The organism is Nocardiopsis sediminis (assembly GCF_042650565.1).
In the GTDB taxonomy this organism is placed as follows: Bacteria; Actinomycetota; Actinomycetes; order Streptosporangiales; family Streptosporangiaceae; genus Nocardiopsis_B; species Nocardiopsis_B sediminis.
Genome location: NZ_JBHSBH010000004.1, coordinates 764,160 through 780,180, shown reverse-complemented (window position 1 = coordinate 780,180; position 16,021 = coordinate 764,160). Strand labels below are relative to the sequence as shown.

The following is a 16,021-nucleotide window of genomic DNA, read 5'->3' as shown; positions in this document are numbered from 1 at the left end:
TCGTCGGCGGCGCGGCGGCGTCTCCCGCGCCGGTGGTCGTCGGTGGGGCGGTCCGCGATGTCCGCGTCGTCGGGCTCGGCCGCGGCCCGGCGGCGCCTGCTGCGCGGGGGCTCCGGTGCGTCGTCGGGGTCGAGGTCCCCGATCCCCCCTGAGGGGGTGTCGGGCCCCTCCTCGGGGTCGGGCCGGCGTCGGCGCCGGCGCGGAGCGGGGTCGTCGTCGCGGTCCTGGGAGCGCTTGCGGCGCACGGGGACGGAGTCGAAGTCGAGCACCCGCGGCTGCACGGGTTCGAAGTCCGCGTCCGGGTCGTCGTCTCGCTCGGCCCAGGGGGCGGCCTCGGCGGCGTCGCGCTCGGCGCGGCGGTGGCGGCGCCCGCGGGGGGCGGCGTCGTCGGAGGGGGCCGGCCCGGTCGCGGTTTCGGCGGCACGGCGGCGCCGGCCCGGTTCGTGGGGCCGTTCGTCGAGGTCGTCGGGGCCGGTCTCGATCGGTCCGGTTCCGCGGCGTCCCCGGCCACGGTCGGGGGCGCCTGCGGCGGCGAAGGGGTCGGTTCCGGTAACGGTAGCGGATCCGCGGCCGGGAGCTGCGGGTTCGTCCGCGCGGTGGCGGCGTCCGCGGGGGCGGTCGGGGTCGGGGTCGAGGGGATGGGGTGCGGGTCGTTCGGCGGAGGGGGCCTCGCTGCGGGCCGTGCCCGCTCGGGCGCGTTCGGCCCGCCAGACGTCCTCGGCTCTGGGACGGGGCTGTTCCCACCCGCCGGTCACGGGGGCGGGGTCGGCGGTCGCGGTCCACGGGTCGGGGGCGGACGGATCGGCGCGGGTCGTGCGCGGCCACGGGTCGCTCAGGGGGTCGGGGCCGCGTTCGCGCTCCCGGCGCCGGCGGCCGCGCCGATCGTCATAGGGATCGTTGTCGCTCATGAGGGGTTCTCTCCGACGGCTTCCCCCGGGGGCAGGCCGGTGCGGCGTTCGGTGTCGAGCGCGTTCTGCAACAGGACGGTCGCGGCGGCCTGGTCGATGACCGACCGGCGCGCCTTTCCGCCGCGTGCTCCGCGCTTTCCGAAGGCGGCGCCGGACCTGAGCTGGCTTTGGGCGGTGACGGTGGTCAGCCGCTCGTCGACCAGCCGGACGGGGATGGGGGCGAGGGCACGGGCCAGTGCGGTGGCGAAGGCGCGGGCCCCGCGCGCGGCGGGTCCCTCTTCACCGGACAGGGAAGCGGGGTAGCCGACGATGACCTCGCGCGCCTCGTGCTCCAGCACCAGGTGCGCGATCCGGTCCAGGTCGCCGTCCCCACGCCGCACCGTCTCCACCGGGGTGGCCAGGATGCCGCTGGGATCACTCGCGGCGACCCCGATCCGGGCGTCGCCGGGGTCGACCGCGAGTCGTACTCCGTGCCTCAACGGCTGGACTCCCCCACCGGGGGCACGGAATGGGGGAGGTGAGAGGTCACGTGGAGGGGTCCTTTCTCTCCGGTCGCTCGGTCACGGCGTGGCCGCGACACGCTGCTCCACCGCGCGCAGAGCGGCGTCGACGGCGGTGGTGTCGGTACCGCCGCCCTGAGCCACGTCGGGTTTGCCACCGCCGCCCCCACCCAGTGCACGGGCGGCGATGCCGACGAGTTCACCGGCCTTGAGCCCCTTGCCCTGCCCGGCCTTGTTGACCGCGATGACCACGACGGGGCGGTCCTTGGGCACCCCGGTGACCGCGACGACGGCGGGGCGGTCCTCGCCGAGGCGGCCGCGCACGTCGAGGGCGAGGCGGCGGAGGTCGTCGCCGGTGGTGCCGTCGGGGGCGCGGTGGGACACCACGAGCGCGCCGCCGATCTCGGCGGCGTCCCTGGCGAGCCCGGCCGCGGCCTGGAGCACCTGGGCGGCGCGCAGCTTCTCGATCTCCTTCTCGGCGGTGCGCAGGCGCGACACCATGGAGTCGATGCGCTGGGGCAGCTCTTCGCGGGGCGTCTTGAGCTGTTCGGAGAGCTGGCCGACGAGCAGCGACTCCTTGGACAGGCGGCGGAAGGCGTCGATGCCGACGGCGGCCTCGACCCGGCGCACGCCCGAGCCCACCGAGGACTCGCCGAGCAGCTTGACGATGCCCAGCTGGGCGGTGGCGCCGACGTGGGTGCCGCCGCACAGCTCGCGGGAGTAGTCGCTCATCTCCACGACGCGCACCCGGTCGCCGTACTTCTCGCCGAACATCGCCAGCGCGCCCATGGACAGGGCCTCGTCGAGCGTGGTCTGGAAGTCGCGCACCTCGATGTCGCCGGCGAGGACGGTGTTGACCTCCTCTTCGACCTCGGCGAGTTCACCGGTGGTCAGCGCGGTGGCGGCGGTGAAGTCGAACCGCAGCCGCCCGGGGCCGTTCTCCGACCCGGCCTGGCCGGTGGAGGGGCCGAGCGCGTTGCGCAGCGCCGAGTGGATGAGGTGGGTGGCCGAGTGGGCGCGGGAGACGGCGGCGCGGCGGTCGCCGTCGATGGCGGCGTGCACGGTGTCGTCGACGACGATCTCGCCGGAGGCGACGGTGCCGCGGTGGACGAACAGGCCGGGCAGGGGCTTCTGCACGTCGTCGATGCGGACCGAGCCGCGGCCCTCGACGGTGAGAGTGCCCTTGTCGGCGAGCTGGCCGCCGCTCTCGCCGTAGAACGGGGTGCGGTCGAGGACGATCTCGACGGTCTCGCCCTCGCGCGCGGCGGGGGCCGACGCGCCCGCGGCGATGATGCCGAGCACGCGGGCTTCGCCCTCGTGGTCGGTGTAGCCGAGGAACTCGGTGGGGCCGGAGCCCTCGAGCAGCCGGGCGTAGACGCTGATGTCGGCGTTGCCGAGCTTCTTGGCCTTGGCGTCGGCCTTGGCGGTGTCGCGCTGGCTCTGCATGAGCGTGCGGAACTCGGCTTCGTCGACGTCGAGCCCCTGCTCCCCCGCCATCTCCAGGGTGAGGTCGATGGGGAAGCCGTAGGTGTCGTGGAGCTGGAAGGCGTCGGCGCCGGAGATCAGCCCGGACCCGGTGGCCTTGGTGCGCTCGGCCGCGCGGTTGAACAGCGCGGTGCCCGATCGCAGGGTGTCGGAGAAGTTCTTCTCCTCGGTGTCGATGACCTCGTGGATGCGCTCGGAATCGGTGCGCAGCTCGGGGTAGATGCCCTCCATCGCGCTGATGGCGGTCTCGGTGAGGCCGTGCAGGTGCGCGGTGTCGCTCCCGGAGAGCAGCCGGAGGTTGCGGATAGAGCGCCGCAGGATGCGGCGCAGGACGTAGCCGCCCTTCTCGTTGCCGGGGCGGACGCCGTCGGAGACGAGCATGACCGCGCTGCGCACGTGGTCGGCGACGACCCGGAGCATGACGTCGGAGCGCTCGGCGGCGCCGTAGCGGGTGCCGGTGCGCTGCGCGGCGTCCTGGAGGATGCGGCCGAGGGTGTCGGTCTCGTAGATGTTGTCGACGCCCTGGAGGAGCGAGGCGAGGCGCTCCAGGCCCAGGCCGGTGTCGATGTTCTGCTTGGGCAGGTCACCGAGGATGGGGTAGTCCTTCTTGACGCCGCCCTCGCCCCGCTCGTACTGCATGAAGACGAGGTTCCACACCTCGACGTAGCGGTCCTCGTCGGCGATCGGGCCGCCCTCGACTCCGTGCTCGGGGCCGCGGTCGTAGAAGATCTCCGAGCAGGGGCCGCAGGGGCCGGGCACGCCCATGGACCAGTAGTTGTCCTCGACGCCCCTGCGCTGGATGCGCTCGGGGGGCACGCCCACGGTGTCGCGCCAGATGCCGGCGGCTTCGTCGTCGTCGAGGTAGACGGTGACCCACAGCTTCTCGGGGTCGATGCCGAAGCCGCCCTCGGCCACGGGGGAGGTCAGCAGCTTCCAGGCCAGCGGGATGGCCTGCTCCTTGAAGTAGTCGCCGAAGGAGAAGTTGCCGAGCATCTGGAAGAAGGTGGCGTGCCGGGAGGTCTTGCCGACCTCCTCGATGTCGATGGTGCGGATGCACTTCTGCACGCTGGTGGCGCGGTCGAAGGGCGGGGTCCGCTGGCCCAGGAAGTACGGCTTGAACGGCACCATCCCGGCGGGGACGAACAGCAGAGTGGGGTCGTCGGCGACGAGGCTTGCCGATGGCACCACCGTGTGGTCGTTCTGCTCGAAGAATGTCAGGAACCGGCGGGCGATCTCTGCCGTCTCCATCAGCGGCCGTCCTTCACGTCGTGGGCGCCTTGGGCGCCAAGGGGTTCGGTTGCCGAGCCGGCGGGGAGCGCGTGGCCACCACCGGGGCGGCGCGGCTCACCGCCGTAGCGGCGGAGGAGTTCGGCTTCCCGCCGGTCCATGGCGTCGTGGACGTCGTCGTTGAACTCGCGGAGGGCATCGCGGTAGCCGGCGACGTGATCCTCGACGCGGCCGGCGATTCCCGCCGGACTCCACGCACGAGTGGTGCGGTTGAGCCTGTGGACAACATACCCGCCGAGCGCCGCACCTGCGACTAGATAGACGATGCGCCCCATCATCGGCGCTCCTTGCGGCGGCGGCCGCGCATCAGCGCCAGGGCGCGGCGCTGGCCCATGACGCGGCGCACCCCGTAGGAGAACGACGCGACCTTGACCAGCGGGCCGGTGACGACCGACCGGGTCAGCGCGGTCATCGTGGACACGTCCTCGGTGGTGGTGGCCAGGTTGGCGGTGATCTCCTCGACCCGGTCGAGCGATGCGCCGGTGCGCTCGACCGTGGCCGCCATGTCGTCGAGCATCGGGCGCGTGCGCTCGCCCAGCTCCGCGACCACCTTGGTGGTCTCGGAGAGCAGTCGGGTGAGCTTGACGAGGGCCACGCACAGGAACGCGACCAACACCGTCCAGACCACCGCTGCGATGAGGGCGGCCACCTCTCCTCCGGTCAGCATTCGGGCTCCGTTGGCGGTCGGCTGTTGGGGTCGTTCGATGTCGGGGGCATGGGCTTCGGGGCCGCCCAGGGGCGTCGTTCCGCGGCGGGGCCTGCGGTGGCCCTTCCCGGTGCCGACCGGGCCCTGCGGAATGAGGAAAGAACCGAATATCGAACAGAGGCGACCCTATCGCGTCCGGCAGCACCCCGACCCGCTGTGCCGCCCGCGCGTCCCTGGCGGGGTGCGGAGGCGGCGCCTCCCCGGCCGGCAGCCCCTTCCGCGGGGCCGGTGGAGCGGAGCGAGGAGGGGAGCGAGGAGGCGAGCGTGACCAGGACAGGACACCCGGGACGTCGACGGACCGGGACGGATGGCGGAGAATCGGACATGGACGTCGCCCTTGGCTACGATTGCGCGGCGTAGGCGCCGCCCCAGGTACGACCAGCGAACAGGACCCCCATGAGCCGACGCCCCCATCGCGAGATCTCCGTTCTGGTTCCGCCGAACCTGATCCCGGCCACCTCGGACGATCCTCGTCACGTTGGCCCGTATCAGGTGATCGGCCGGATCGGTTCCGGTGGCACCGGGACCGCCTACGCCGCGGTGAATCCGACCACGCAGGGTGACCCCCTGGTGGCGGTCAAGGTCCTCAGCTCGCCCCTGCTGGAGGACCCGGCCGCCCGGGCGGTCCTGAACCGGCGGCTCACGGCGCTCGGGGCGGTCGACGGCCGCATCTACGTGCCGCCAGTGGCGTTCGACACCGCGTCGGCCCCGCCGTGGCTGGCCATGGAGTACGTGTCCGGCGTGCCGCTGGCGCAGTTCGCGCGCCGGCACGGGGCGCTGGGGTCGGGCCGGCTGATCGCGCTGGCGGCGGGGCTGGCCGAGGGCCTGTCGGCCCTGCACGTGAAGAGCGTCGCCCACGGCGACCTCAAGCCCGCCAATGTGCTGCTGGGCGGGGCCGGGCCGCGGATCCTCGACTGCGCCCTGCCGGGCGACGACGAGCACCTGCGGCGCTCCGCAGCGGCCTGGCTGAGCCCGGAGCGCCACACCGGGGAGCCGCCCACTCCGGCCGCCGATGTCTTCGCCTGGGGCGCGGTCATGGCCTTCGCCTCGACCGGGCGGCTGCCGTTCGGCATGGGCGAGCCGCACGTGCTCGCGCGGCGTGTCTCCCAGGCCGACCCCGATCTCGTCGGGGCCCCCGAGGAGCTGCTGCCGCTGATCCGCCGGGCGCTGGCGAAGGACCCCGACGACCGTCCCACGGTCCGCGAACTCCTGGGGTCGGCGATCGCGGCGTGGGAGGCGAACACCAGCACGACCGCCGATGCGGTCAAGGGCACCGCGGTCACGCGGGTGCTGTCGCGGGAGTGGAAGGGGGTGGCCGAGCAGTCCCGGCTGCCCAAGGTCATCCGGCTCGACAACGGCACACGGCCCCGGACGGGCGGGACGGGCGCTGCGGGCGCCAAGGGCGGGGCAGGCCGTTCACGGCTCCCGCTGCTCGCCGCCGGCGGCGGCGTGCTCGCCCTGGCCCTCGTGGGCGGCGCCGCCTGGGGGGTGCTGACGGCCCTGGACGGCGGCTCGGGCGGCGACGAGGCGGCGGCCTCCCCGTCACCCTCCGCCGACACGGTCGACGACTCCACGGCCGTGGTCCGGTTCGTCCCTGCGGAGCAGCAGAACCCGATCGACGGCCCGTGGGAGTTCACCCCGGTCGAGCAGGCCGAGAACGCCGAGGCCGCCGCGGACGGCGGGGCGGCCGCCGGGGGCACCGTCACCCCCGATACCTGGAGCGCCCAGTGGAGCGAAGCGGGCGACCCGCAGCAGGCGGTGATCGCACCCGACGCCGAGGTGCTGTGCGCCCAGTTCTGCGTCCCCGGGCCGGGCCACATCGAGGAGGGCCGCGGCACCTACCCGGTGCGCGGCCAGGATTTCATCGACTATTTGAGTTGGGGCAACGTCGTGATCGCCGAGGTGGAGTTCGCCGACACAGCGGGTGAGGGACCCCGAGAGATCGTCGGGGTCACCGAGCTGTTCCCCGCTCCCCCTCAGTAACCGCCGGTCACGTCAGCGGTCCCGCAGCCGTTAGCGGTCCCGCAGGACGCCGCGGATCCGTGCCAGAACCTCGCCGAACCGGCGCTCGGCGCCGTGTGTGGTGGGCGTGTAGTACTCGCGGCCGTCGAGGGAGTCGGGGGCGTACTGCTGGGACGCGACGCCGCCGGGGTGGTCGTGGGCGTAGGCGTAGCCCTGCCCGTGGCCGAGCTCCTTGGCCCCCTTGTAGTGGGCGTCGCGCAGGTGCGCGGGCACCGGGCCGCCGCGGCCGGCGCGGACGTCGGACATCGCGGAGTCGATCGCCGACACGACGGCGTTGGACTTGGGCGCCAGGGCGATGTGGATCACGGCCTGCGCCAGGTTGATGCGGGCCTCGGGCAGGCCGATCAACTCCACCGCCTGGGCGGCGGCGACCGCCACCTGGAGGGCGGTGGGATCGGCCATGCCGACGTCCTCGCTGGCGTGCACGACGATCCGGCGCGCGATGAACCGCGGGTCCTCGCCGGCCTCGATCATCCGCGCCAGGTAGTGCAGCGCGGCGTCGGGGTCACTGCCGCGCATCGACTTGATGAACGCGCTGATGACGTCGTAGTGCTGGTCGCCGGAGCGGTCGTAGCGCACCGCGTGCCGGTCGACGGCGCGCTCGACGTCGTCGACGGTGATCTCCCCGCGCCCTCCCGCGACCAGGGCGCCGGCTTCGAGGTAGGTCAGCGACCGGCGGGCGTCGCCCCCCGCCAGGCGCACCAGGTGCTCGGCGGCGTCGTCGGCGAGGGTGTGGCTGCCCGCGAGGCCGCGCTCGTCGGTGAGCGCCCGGTCGAGCAGGGCGCGGACGTCGTCGTCGGAGAGCGACTCCAGGGTGAGCAGCAGGGACCGCGACAGCAACGGGGAGACCACGGAGAAGAAGGGGTTCTCGGTGGTGGCCCCGATGAAGCTGACCCACCGGTTCTCGACCGCGGGCAGCAGGGCGTCCTGCTGGGTCTTGTTGAAGCGGTGCACCTCGTCCACGAACAGCAGCGTGCGGGTGCCGCGCATGCCCATCTGGCGGCGGGCGTCGTCGATGACCGCGCGGACGTCCTTGACGCCGGCGTTGACGGCGGACAGCTCGACGAACCGGCGGTGGGTGGCCCGGCTGACCACGGTCGCCAGGGTGGTCTTGCCGGTACCCGGCGGCCCCCACAGGAACAGGGACATAGGGGCATCGTCCTCGACGAGGCGGCGCAGCGGGCTGCCGTCACCGAGGAGGTGGCGCTGGCCGGCGACCTCGTCGAGCGTGCGGGGGCGCATCCGCACGGCCAGCGGCTCGTGGGCCCGCTGGGCTTCGGCGCCCGCATCGTCGAACAGTGTTTCGGACACGCATCCAGCCTAGACGCTCACGTCCACTGCGCCGGGTGCGTGGAGCGGTGGCCCGCCCGGCGCCCCCTGTGGCGGTGGCTGTGTGGGGCGCCGGGTGCGGTGGGGTGTTGGTGTTCAGTTGTTCAGGCGGGCGATCAGGATCGCGATGTCGTCGCTGCGGCCGGCCGGGGCGAGGGCGGCCAGTGCGGTGGCCGCGCCCTCGACGTCGTCGCTCTGCTGGCGCAGGGCGGCGCCGACCGTGTCCAGGCCGTCGTCCATGGCGACGTCGGCGCTCTCGACCAGGCCGTCGGAGCACATGAGCAGGGTGTCGCCGGGCCGCAGGCGCCGGGTGGTCACCGGGTACTTGCTGTCGGCGTCGACGCCGACGGGCGGGCCGGTCTCGGGCTCCCAGACGTCGTAGCCCTCGGGGGTGGCGATGATGGCGGGCGGCTGGCCGGCCCAGGCCGCCTGCATCTCCCCGGTGTCGAGGTCGAGCACGAGGTAGCCGCAGGTGGCGAAGACGATCTCGCCGGTCTCGGTGAGCAGCCGGTTGGTCTCGGCGAGCACCACCCCGGGGTCTCCCTGGTTGGTGGCGTAGGCGCGGAAGGCGATGCGGATCTGCCCCATGGCCGCCGCCGCTTCGACGCCGTGGCCCTGGACGTCGCCCACCACCAGGCCGACGCGGCGGTCGGGCAGCCGGATGACGTCGTAGAAGTCGCCGCATACCCGCCAGCCGGCGCGCGCGGGCAGGTAGCGCACGGAGATGTCGAGCTCGGCGAAGTCGGGGAGCTTCGGCGGCAGCATGCGCTTCTGCATGGCGTCGGCGAGTTCGAGCTCGGCCTTCTGGCGGTGGACGCGTTGCAGCGCCTGCCCGGCCAGGCCGGCGAGGGTGAGCATGAGGGCGCGTTCGTCGGGGGTGGCGTGGTGGGGCTGGTCCCAGGCGACCTGCCAGACGCCCAGGGCCACGCGCCGGTCGCCGAACACCGGGACCGTGGCCCACGCCTGGGCGCTGGTGTAGGGCAGGATGCTCGCGACGGCGGGGAAGCGCTCCAGGATCTCGGCGCGGTTCTCGAAGAACCGCGGCTGCCGGTCCTGGACGACGGCGCCCATGGGGTAGGTGGTGTCGGCGGCGTCGCGGCCGTCGATCATCGGGACCGTGGCGGAGGCCTCGGCCGCGGCGGGCGAGCTGCGCAGCTTGCCGTCCTCGACGAGCATGACGCCGGCGGTGGTACCGCCGAAGATGGGCACGAACTCCTCGGTGAGCAGCCCCGTGACCTCCTCGACCGTCGTGGCCGAGACGAGCTTGGCGGCGAGGTCGGTGACCTGGCGGCCCTGGGCGGCCTCGATGCGGCGGCGGTCGGCCAGCCGCCGGATGAGCTGGACGTGCTCGGTGACGTCGTCGATGATCCCGATGAGGCGGGGGCGGTCGCCGTTGATGAAGCGGGCGCGGGCGTGCAGCGAGCGCTCGTCGCCGTTGCGGTCGAACATCCGGAAGCGCTGTTCGTAGTCGCGGCCCTGGTGGGACGCCTCCATGGCGTCGCGGACCCGGGCGATGTCGTCGCGGTGCACGCGCGCCAGGCACTCTTCGAGGTCGCGGGCGTCGCCGGCGAGCAGCCGCCCCAGCGGTGAGGGGCCGAACAGCTCGTCGAGGCGGCCGGTGCGCAGGTCGAGGGTCCACAGGACGGTGTCGGAGTTCTCGGTGCGCAGCTCGGTGACGACCCGCAGGGTCGCTTCGTCGCGCATCGGTTCGCGGAGGACCACGACCACACCGGCGGGGCGACCGTCGCCGTCGGCGGGCAGTGCGCGCGATTCGACGGAGACCCTGCGGGAGGCGCCGTCGGCCCCGGTCACGCTGAGCCCGCTCTGTCTGCGGGGCCGGCCTTCGAGTGCGGAACGGTGCAGGGCCCATGCCCGCGCGGGGTCGCCGTGCGACAGCAGCTCGGGCCAGGGACGGCCGGCGGCGGAGTCGGGCGCGTGCCCGGTGAATTCGGAGAAGGCGTGGTTGGCCAGCGCGATGGCGCCCTCACGATCGGCGACGATCATGGCGGAGGGTGCATGGCGGAACGCCATGTCGATGGGGTCGCGTAGGCGACCTTCGGGCACCGCCGAGGAACCGGCGATGCCATCGGTTGAGCCGGTTGAGCCGTTCACGTAATAGATCATCCCTGTGTCGTCCCGGATGTCCGCTCGCGCTCACGCGCTTCTCCCCTGGAACATCCGGTTCGGCTTAGTTTAGCGACAGGATTCCTTGTTCGGGCTGGTGAAGGGGGGCTTGTTCACAACCTCCCCCGCCGCCATTCCACCCCCGTTCCCACCGGACATTTCATACGTGCAATACAACAAACGGTCATGCAGCAGGAAACCACACGTCATGGCACGCCGCACCGGTCCCCGCCGATGAGAACGCCGCCCGGTATGACGTCATTCCGTCGCAACAAGGCGGAAGCAGCCCTCAGCGTATGTCACACCGTCCTCGCCGCTCACTCACGTCGCATGCGCCCCGAGGCCCTTCCGCTGTCATGGCCGCGCCGGAAAGCACGCCCTAAAATTCGTGCATGAGAGAATCAATGGCTCGCGCCGTCCGCCGGTTCGGGGGTCGGCACATCGACCGCAACTGGACCTGCCGACTCTGTAGCCACAGCAATCCCGATAACGAGACCATCTGCTGCCAGCGGTGCGGTGCCGTGAAAAAGTAGCCACGGCAGCGACCGCGCTCGCAAAACGCGTCGCAGGAACGATATTTCCCCCAGAGGGCCCGATGCGGCACGACGCGCCGAATGCGCGGTGACCGCCATCGGCCGCCGCCGGCCGGCCCTGCCGGGCACCACGGGTGCGGCGGGGCCGCAGGGGGCCGGGCGGACGCTTCCCCTCGGTCGGCGCCCGCCGCGCTAGGGCGGCGATGCCGGCCGGCCGCCGGGGGGCCGGGGCCCGCCCCGGCCGAACGGCGCCGGTGTGCGGGGACGCGGCGATGCCCCGCCCCCGCACACCCGCCGGCCGGTGCCCGCGGTCAGGAGGCCTTGCCGGCCTCGGGGTCGGCGTCCACGCCCGCCTCGCGGCGCTGGGGGACGGTGATCGGGGTGGGCGCCCCGGTCAGGGGGTCGCCGCCCGAGGCGGTCTTCGGGAAGGCGATGACGTCCCGGATGGAGTCACCGCCGGTCAGCAGCGCGACGATCCGGTCCCACCCGAACGCGATGCCGCCGTGCGGCGGCGGGCCGAACTTGAACGCGTCCAGCAGGAACCCGAACTTCGACTCGGCCTCGGCCCGGCCGATGCCGAGGGTCTCGAAGACCCGCTCCTGGACGTCGACCCGGTGGATACGGATGGATCCGCCGCCGATCTCCATCCCGTTGCACACCATGTCGTAGGCGTAGGCCAGGGCGTTGCCCGGGTCCTTGTCGAAGGTGTCGGCCCATTCGGGCTTGGGCCCGGTGAAGGGGTGGTGCACCGGGGTCCAGCCGCCCTCGCCGTCCTCCTCGAACATGGGGGCGTCCACGATCCACAGGAACGACCACTGCGACTCGTCGATGAGCCCCTGGCGGGTGCCGATCTCCAGCCGGGCAGCCCCCAGCAGCTCCTGCGACGCGCGGCGGGCGCCGGCGGCGAAGAACACGGCGTCGCCGGGCGCGGCGCCGACGGCCTCGACGAGACCGGCCCGCTCCTGCTCGGACAGGTTCTTGGCGACGGGCCCGCCCAGCGTGCCGTCCTGCTGCACGAGCACGTAGGCCAGGCCCTTGGCGCCGCGCGCCTTGGCCCAGTCCTGCCAGGCGTCGAGCTCCTTGCGGGTCTGCGACGCACCGCCGGGCATGACCACCGCGCCCACGTAGGGCGCCTGGAAGACCCGGAACGGGGTGGCGGAGAAGTAGCCGGTGAGCTCCCGCAGCTCCAGGCCGAACCGGAGGTCGGGCTTGTCGGAGCCGAAGCGGTCCATGGCCTCCAGGAACGGCATCCGCGGCAGCGGCAGCGGGATCTCGTGGCCCAGGATCCCGCTCCACAGCTCGGCGACCAGTTCCTCGCCGACCCGGATGACGTCCTCCTGGTCGACGAAGCTCATCTCGATGTCGATCTGGGTGAACTCCGGCTGCCGGTCGGCGCGGAAGTCCTCGTCGCGGAAGCAGCGGGCGATCTGGTAGTAGCGCTCCATGCCGCCGACCATGAGCAGCTGCTTGAACAGCTGCGGCGACTGGGGCAGCGCGTACCAGTGGCCGGGCTGGAGGCGGACCGGCACGAGGAAGTCGCGGGCGCCCTCGGGTGTGGAGCGGGTGAGGTAGGGGGTCTCGATGTTGACGAAGTCGTGCCGGCGCATGACGTCGTGCACGATGTAGCTCGCCTCGGAGCGCGCCCGCAGCGCCGCGCCGCGCTCGGGCCGGCGGATGTCGAGGTAGCGGTAGCGCAGCCGCGCCTCCTCGGAGATGTCCTGCGAGCCGTCGAGCGGGAACGGCAGCGGCGCGGACTCGCTCAGGACCTCGATGTGGTCCGCGACGACCTCGATGTCGCCGGTGGGGATCTCCGGGTTGGCGTTGCCCTCGGGGCGGACGCGGACCGTGCCGGTGACCTTGATGCAGTACTCGGCACGCAGGTCGTGGGCGAGCTCGTCCTCGCGGACGACGACCTGGACCACACCGGAGGCTTCGCGCAGGTCGAGGAAGACGACGCCGCCGTGGTCGCGGCGGCGGCCGACCCAACCTGCGAGGACGACGGTCTCGTCGGCATGCTCGGCGCGGAGCGCGCCGGCGTCATGCGTGCGGATCAACGGGGTTCTCCTTCAACGTTTCTGTAGCTACTCATCTTGCCTGACGTGCGCGCAGGTCCGGACCCCGCTCCCGGGGGCCGGTGCCGCTATCTCGGCGGGCGAAGGAGGGCGCGCTGTGTCGGGCGGTCGTGGTGTCCATGGGTGGTTCCAGGCTTCCAGGTCTACCGGGGCGCGGGCGCCGGTGCGCTGCGCGGACGGGCCGGGCGGGCATGGGGTGAGACGGCCGGGCCCGGCGCGGTGGGACGGAGCGCGGGCTAGCGGCCGCCGGTATCGCGCAGGAAGGGGTTGCCCGTGCGCTCGCGGCCGATGGTGGTGGCGGGCCCGTGGCCGGGCAGCACCGCGGTGTCATCGGGGCGGCTCAGGCAGACGCGGTCGAGGCTGCTCAGGATCTCGGCGTGGTCGCCACCGGGGAAGTCGGTGCGGCCGATCGACCCGGCGAACAGCAGGTCGCCGGTGAACAGCACCTCGGGGTGGTCCTCCCCCGCGGCCAGGGAGTAGACGACCGATCCTGGGGTGTGGCCGGGCGCGTACGCGACGGTCACCTCCAGCCCGGCATGGCGGAGCACGGCGCCGTCGCCGGGCTCGGCGATGCGGCCGGGCTCCGCGGGCGGGGCGTCGCCGACGATCCCGGCGAGCTGCGCGGCGAGGGTGGGATCGACGCCTTTGGCGGGGTCGGTGAGCAGGGCGCGGTCGGCGGGGTGGATGTAGGCGGGGATGTCGTGGGCGGCGCAGACCTCGGCGGCCGACCACACGTGGTCGAAGTGGCCGTGGGTGAGGAGTACCGCGGCGGGGGTGAGGCCGTGTTCGGCCAGCACCCCGGCCAGGCCGGCGGCGGCGTCCTGGCCCGGGTCGACGACGACGCACTCGGCGCCGGGGCCGGGCGCGGCGACATAGCAGTTCGCGGCGAGCGGCCCGGCGGCGAAAGCGGCGATGAGCACGTGGGAGTCGACCTCGTTCGTGAGTCGGGGCGGCGGCGCGGACGGGCGCGGTCCTGCCCTGTCCCGCTGTCCACCCGAGCCTACCGAGGCGGGCGCGGCGGGGCGAACGGGTTGTCCGCGCGGCGGGCGGCGCGCGGGCCGGCCCGGGGGGGTCCGCCTCTTCATCACCATTCGATCACCGCGCAGCGGACGGCTCTTTGCCAATCGGCCCGACAGTGCCATATTGGTCCACGTCGCACGGGGCCCCGTCCACCGGCCGGCTCCCGCGGCCAGGCGCCCTGAGATGCGGTAACAGTAGAAAGTACACGGCGATATCCGCCGGAGCTGCGGATATCGTGCAAGTCACGGCAGTTCCCACACACCGTGTGCCCGGGAAAGACTGTCTGGACCACCGGACCTGGCCACATGCGCCAGGCTCATTACCTCTGGAGGACACGGTGACCACGGACCCCTGGGGCCGCGTAGACGACGACGGCACGGTCTACGTACGCACGAGCGAGGGCGAGCGGGTCGTCGGATCGTGGCAGGCCGGAGCGCCCGAGGAGGCCCTCGCGTTCTTCCGCCGCAAGTACGACTCGCTGGTGACCGAGGTGGAGCTGCTGGAGAAGCGCCTGGCGACCACCGACCTGTCCGCTGCGCAGGCGCTGTCCAGCGTCGAGAAGCTGCGCACCGCCGTCCGCGAGGCGCACGCCGTGGGCGACCTCGACGGCCTCGCGCACCGGCTGGACGCGCTGACCGAGCGCGCCGAGGAGCGCAAGGTCGAGCAGAAGCACGCCCAGGAGCAGGCCCGGCACGAGGCGCGCGACGTCAAGGAGCGGATCGTCGCCGAGGCCGAGCGCGTCGCCGAGGAGACCACGCACTGGAAGTCCGGCGGCGAGCGGATGCGCCAGCTGATCGAGGAGTGGAAGGCCGCCCCGCGCGCCGACCGCCCCACCGAGCAGGCGCTGTGGAAGCGGATGTCGGCGGCGCGCAACGCCTTCTCCAAGCGCCGCAAGTCCTACTTCGCCGGGCTCGACCAGCAGCGCGAGCAGGTCCGCGACGACAAGGAGCGGATCGTCGCCGAGGCCGAGGAGCTGGCCGACTCCACCGACTGGGGGCCCACGGCGGGCCGCTACCGCGACCTCATGCAGCAGTGGAAGGCCAGCGGGCGGGCCGACCGCGCCAGCGAGGACCGGCTGTGGGCGCGTTTCAAGGGCGCCCAGGACCGCTTCTTCCAGGCCCGCAACGCCCTCTTCGCCGAGCGCGACGCCGAGCTGCGGGTCAACGCCGACGCCAAGGAGAAGATCCTCGAGGACGCCCGCCGCGAGCTGCCGGGCATCAAGGACCCGCGTGAGGCCCGCGCCCGGCTGCGCGACTACCAGGAGGCGTGGGAGGACGCCGGTGCGCTGCCCCGCGACTCCCGGGAACGGCTCGAAAGCGCGTTCCGCAAGGTCGAGGAGGGGGTGCGCAAGGCCGAGGACCACGAGTGGCAGCGCACCAACCCCGAGGCGCGGGCCCGCGCCGAGGCCACCATCGCCCGGCTGCGCGACTCCATCGCCCAGCTCGAGGGCGACCTGGAGAAGGCGCGCTCGCGCGGCGACGACCGCAAGGTCCGCGACGCCGAGGAGGCCCTCACCGCGCGGCGCTCCTGGCTGGACGAGGCCGTCAAGGCGCTCGACGAGATGAGCTGACCGCCGGGCGCGCCGGGTCCCCGTACGGGGACGCGGCGCGCACCGGGGCCCGCCGCCGCAGGTGCCACGGCCGGGGCGTCTCGCGCCCTCGCGGCCTGTGCCCTTCCCTAGGGCATGGCGACGGTCAGGACGATCGCGGCGTCCTCCAGCGCGGTCACGGTGTGCGGCGCCCGGGGCACGATGATGAGGTCGTGGATGCGGCCGTCCCAGTGGTCGCCGCCCGAGGAGAGCCGGACGCGCCCGTGCAGCACGAGCAGGGTGGACTCGCCGGGGCTGGGGTGCTCCGACAGCTCGTTGCCGCGGTTGAGCGCGATCAGGGTCTGGCGCAGGACCCGCTCGTGCCCGCCGTGGAAGGTCTCGGCGCTGCGCCCGGAGGGCGCCGCTGCCGCCGCCTCCAGATGCCGGCGCACCAGCGTGTCCAAGGAGAACTTGTTCATACCCGCAGTGTCGCGGGGCCGCGGCGGG

At 73.4% G+C, this 16,021-nt stretch carries 11 protein-coding genes and 1 pseudogene; 2 read left to right on the top strand and 10 right to left on the bottom strand.

Translation table 11 applies throughout. The annotated features are described in order from the left end of the window. From ACFOVU_RS07560 to ACFOVU_RS07540, 5 genes and pseudogenes are all read right to left on the bottom strand, one after another. Positions 1-908 (bottom strand): annotated as a pseudogene (locus ACFOVU_RS07560) (hypothetical protein); the annotation flags it as partial. Next, complete coding sequence (gene ruvX, locus ACFOVU_RS07555; RefSeq protein WP_378531137.1) at positions 905-1,387, bottom strand: Holliday junction resolvase RuvX; 483 nt, start codon at positions 1,385-1,387, stop codon at positions 905-907. The gene ruvX and the pseudogene ACFOVU_RS07560, both read right to left, overlap by 4 nt. Positions 1,388-1,468: 81 nt before the next feature. Further along, positions 1,469-4,141 (bottom strand): alanine--tRNA ligase, encoded by a 2,673-nt coding sequence (gene alaS / locus ACFOVU_RS07550; RefSeq protein ID WP_378531135.1) that lies wholly within the window; start codon positions 4,139-4,141, stop codon positions 1,469-1,471. Beyond that, entirely contained in the window at positions 4,141-4,458 is a 318-nt protein-coding gene (locus ACFOVU_RS07545; RefSeq protein ID WP_378531133.1) for a hypothetical protein, read from the bottom strand. Before ACFOVU_RS07545 ends, alaS begins: the two co-directional genes overlap by 1 nt. Continuing rightward, a complete protein-coding gene (locus tag ACFOVU_RS07540) occupies positions 4,455-4,847 on the bottom strand; it encodes a DUF948 domain-containing protein (protein WP_378531131.1) in 393 nt (130 codons plus the stop codon). The genes ACFOVU_RS07545 and ACFOVU_RS07540 overlap by 4 nt, the downstream gene beginning before the upstream one ends. Positions 4,848-5,282: 435 nt before the next feature. On the opposite strand from ACFOVU_RS07540, the gene ACFOVU_RS07535 reads away from it, so the two are divergent. Continuing rightward, the gene (locus tag ACFOVU_RS07535) at positions 5,283-6,869 is read left to right on the top strand and encodes a serine/threonine-protein kinase (protein WP_378531129.1); all 1,587 of its coding nucleotides are present in this window, start codon (positions 5,283-5,285) and stop codon (positions 6,867-6,869) included. A 30-nt stretch (positions 6,870-6,899) separates the two neighbouring features. Here ACFOVU_RS07535 and ACFOVU_RS07530 read toward each other — a convergent pair whose 3' ends face one another. The 4 genes from ACFOVU_RS07530 to ACFOVU_RS07515 form a co-directional block, all read right to left on the bottom strand. After that, positions 6,900-8,219 (bottom strand): replication-associated recombination protein A, encoded by a 1,320-nt coding sequence (locus ACFOVU_RS07530; RefSeq protein WP_378531127.1) that lies wholly within the window; start codon positions 8,217-8,219, stop codon positions 6,900-6,902. Positions 8,220-8,333: 114 nt separating this feature from the next. Beyond that, a complete protein-coding gene (locus tag ACFOVU_RS07525) occupies positions 8,334-10,349 on the bottom strand; it encodes a SpoIIE family protein phosphatase (protein ID WP_378531125.1) in 2,016 nt (671 codons plus the stop codon). Between the two features lie 856 nt (positions 10,350-11,205). Further along, positions 11,206-12,948 (bottom strand): aspartate--tRNA ligase, encoded by a 1,743-nt coding sequence (gene aspS / locus ACFOVU_RS07520; protein WP_378531123.1) that lies wholly within the window; start codon positions 12,946-12,948, stop codon positions 11,206-11,208. Between the two features lie 254 nt (positions 12,949-13,202). Continuing rightward, a complete protein-coding gene (locus ACFOVU_RS07515) occupies positions 13,203-13,886 on the bottom strand; it encodes an MBL fold metallo-hydrolase (protein WP_378531121.1) in 684 nt (227 codons plus the stop codon). Between the two features lie 437 nt (positions 13,887-14,323). Between ACFOVU_RS07515 and ACFOVU_RS07510 the strand changes: the two genes are divergently transcribed. Beyond that, positions 14,324-15,556, top strand: coding sequence for a DUF349 domain-containing protein (locus tag ACFOVU_RS07510; protein WP_378531119.1), 1,233 nt, complete (start codon positions 14,324-14,326; stop codon positions 15,554-15,556). A gap of 107 nt (positions 15,557-15,663) precedes the next feature. Here the strand turns inward: ACFOVU_RS07510 and ACFOVU_RS07505 are convergent, their stop codons facing one another. Next, complete coding sequence (locus ACFOVU_RS07505) at positions 15,664-15,993, bottom strand: LuxR family transcriptional regulator (protein ID WP_378531117.1); 330 nt, start codon at positions 15,991-15,993, stop codon at positions 15,664-15,666. Between the last annotated feature and the right edge of the window lie 28 nt (positions 15,994-16,021).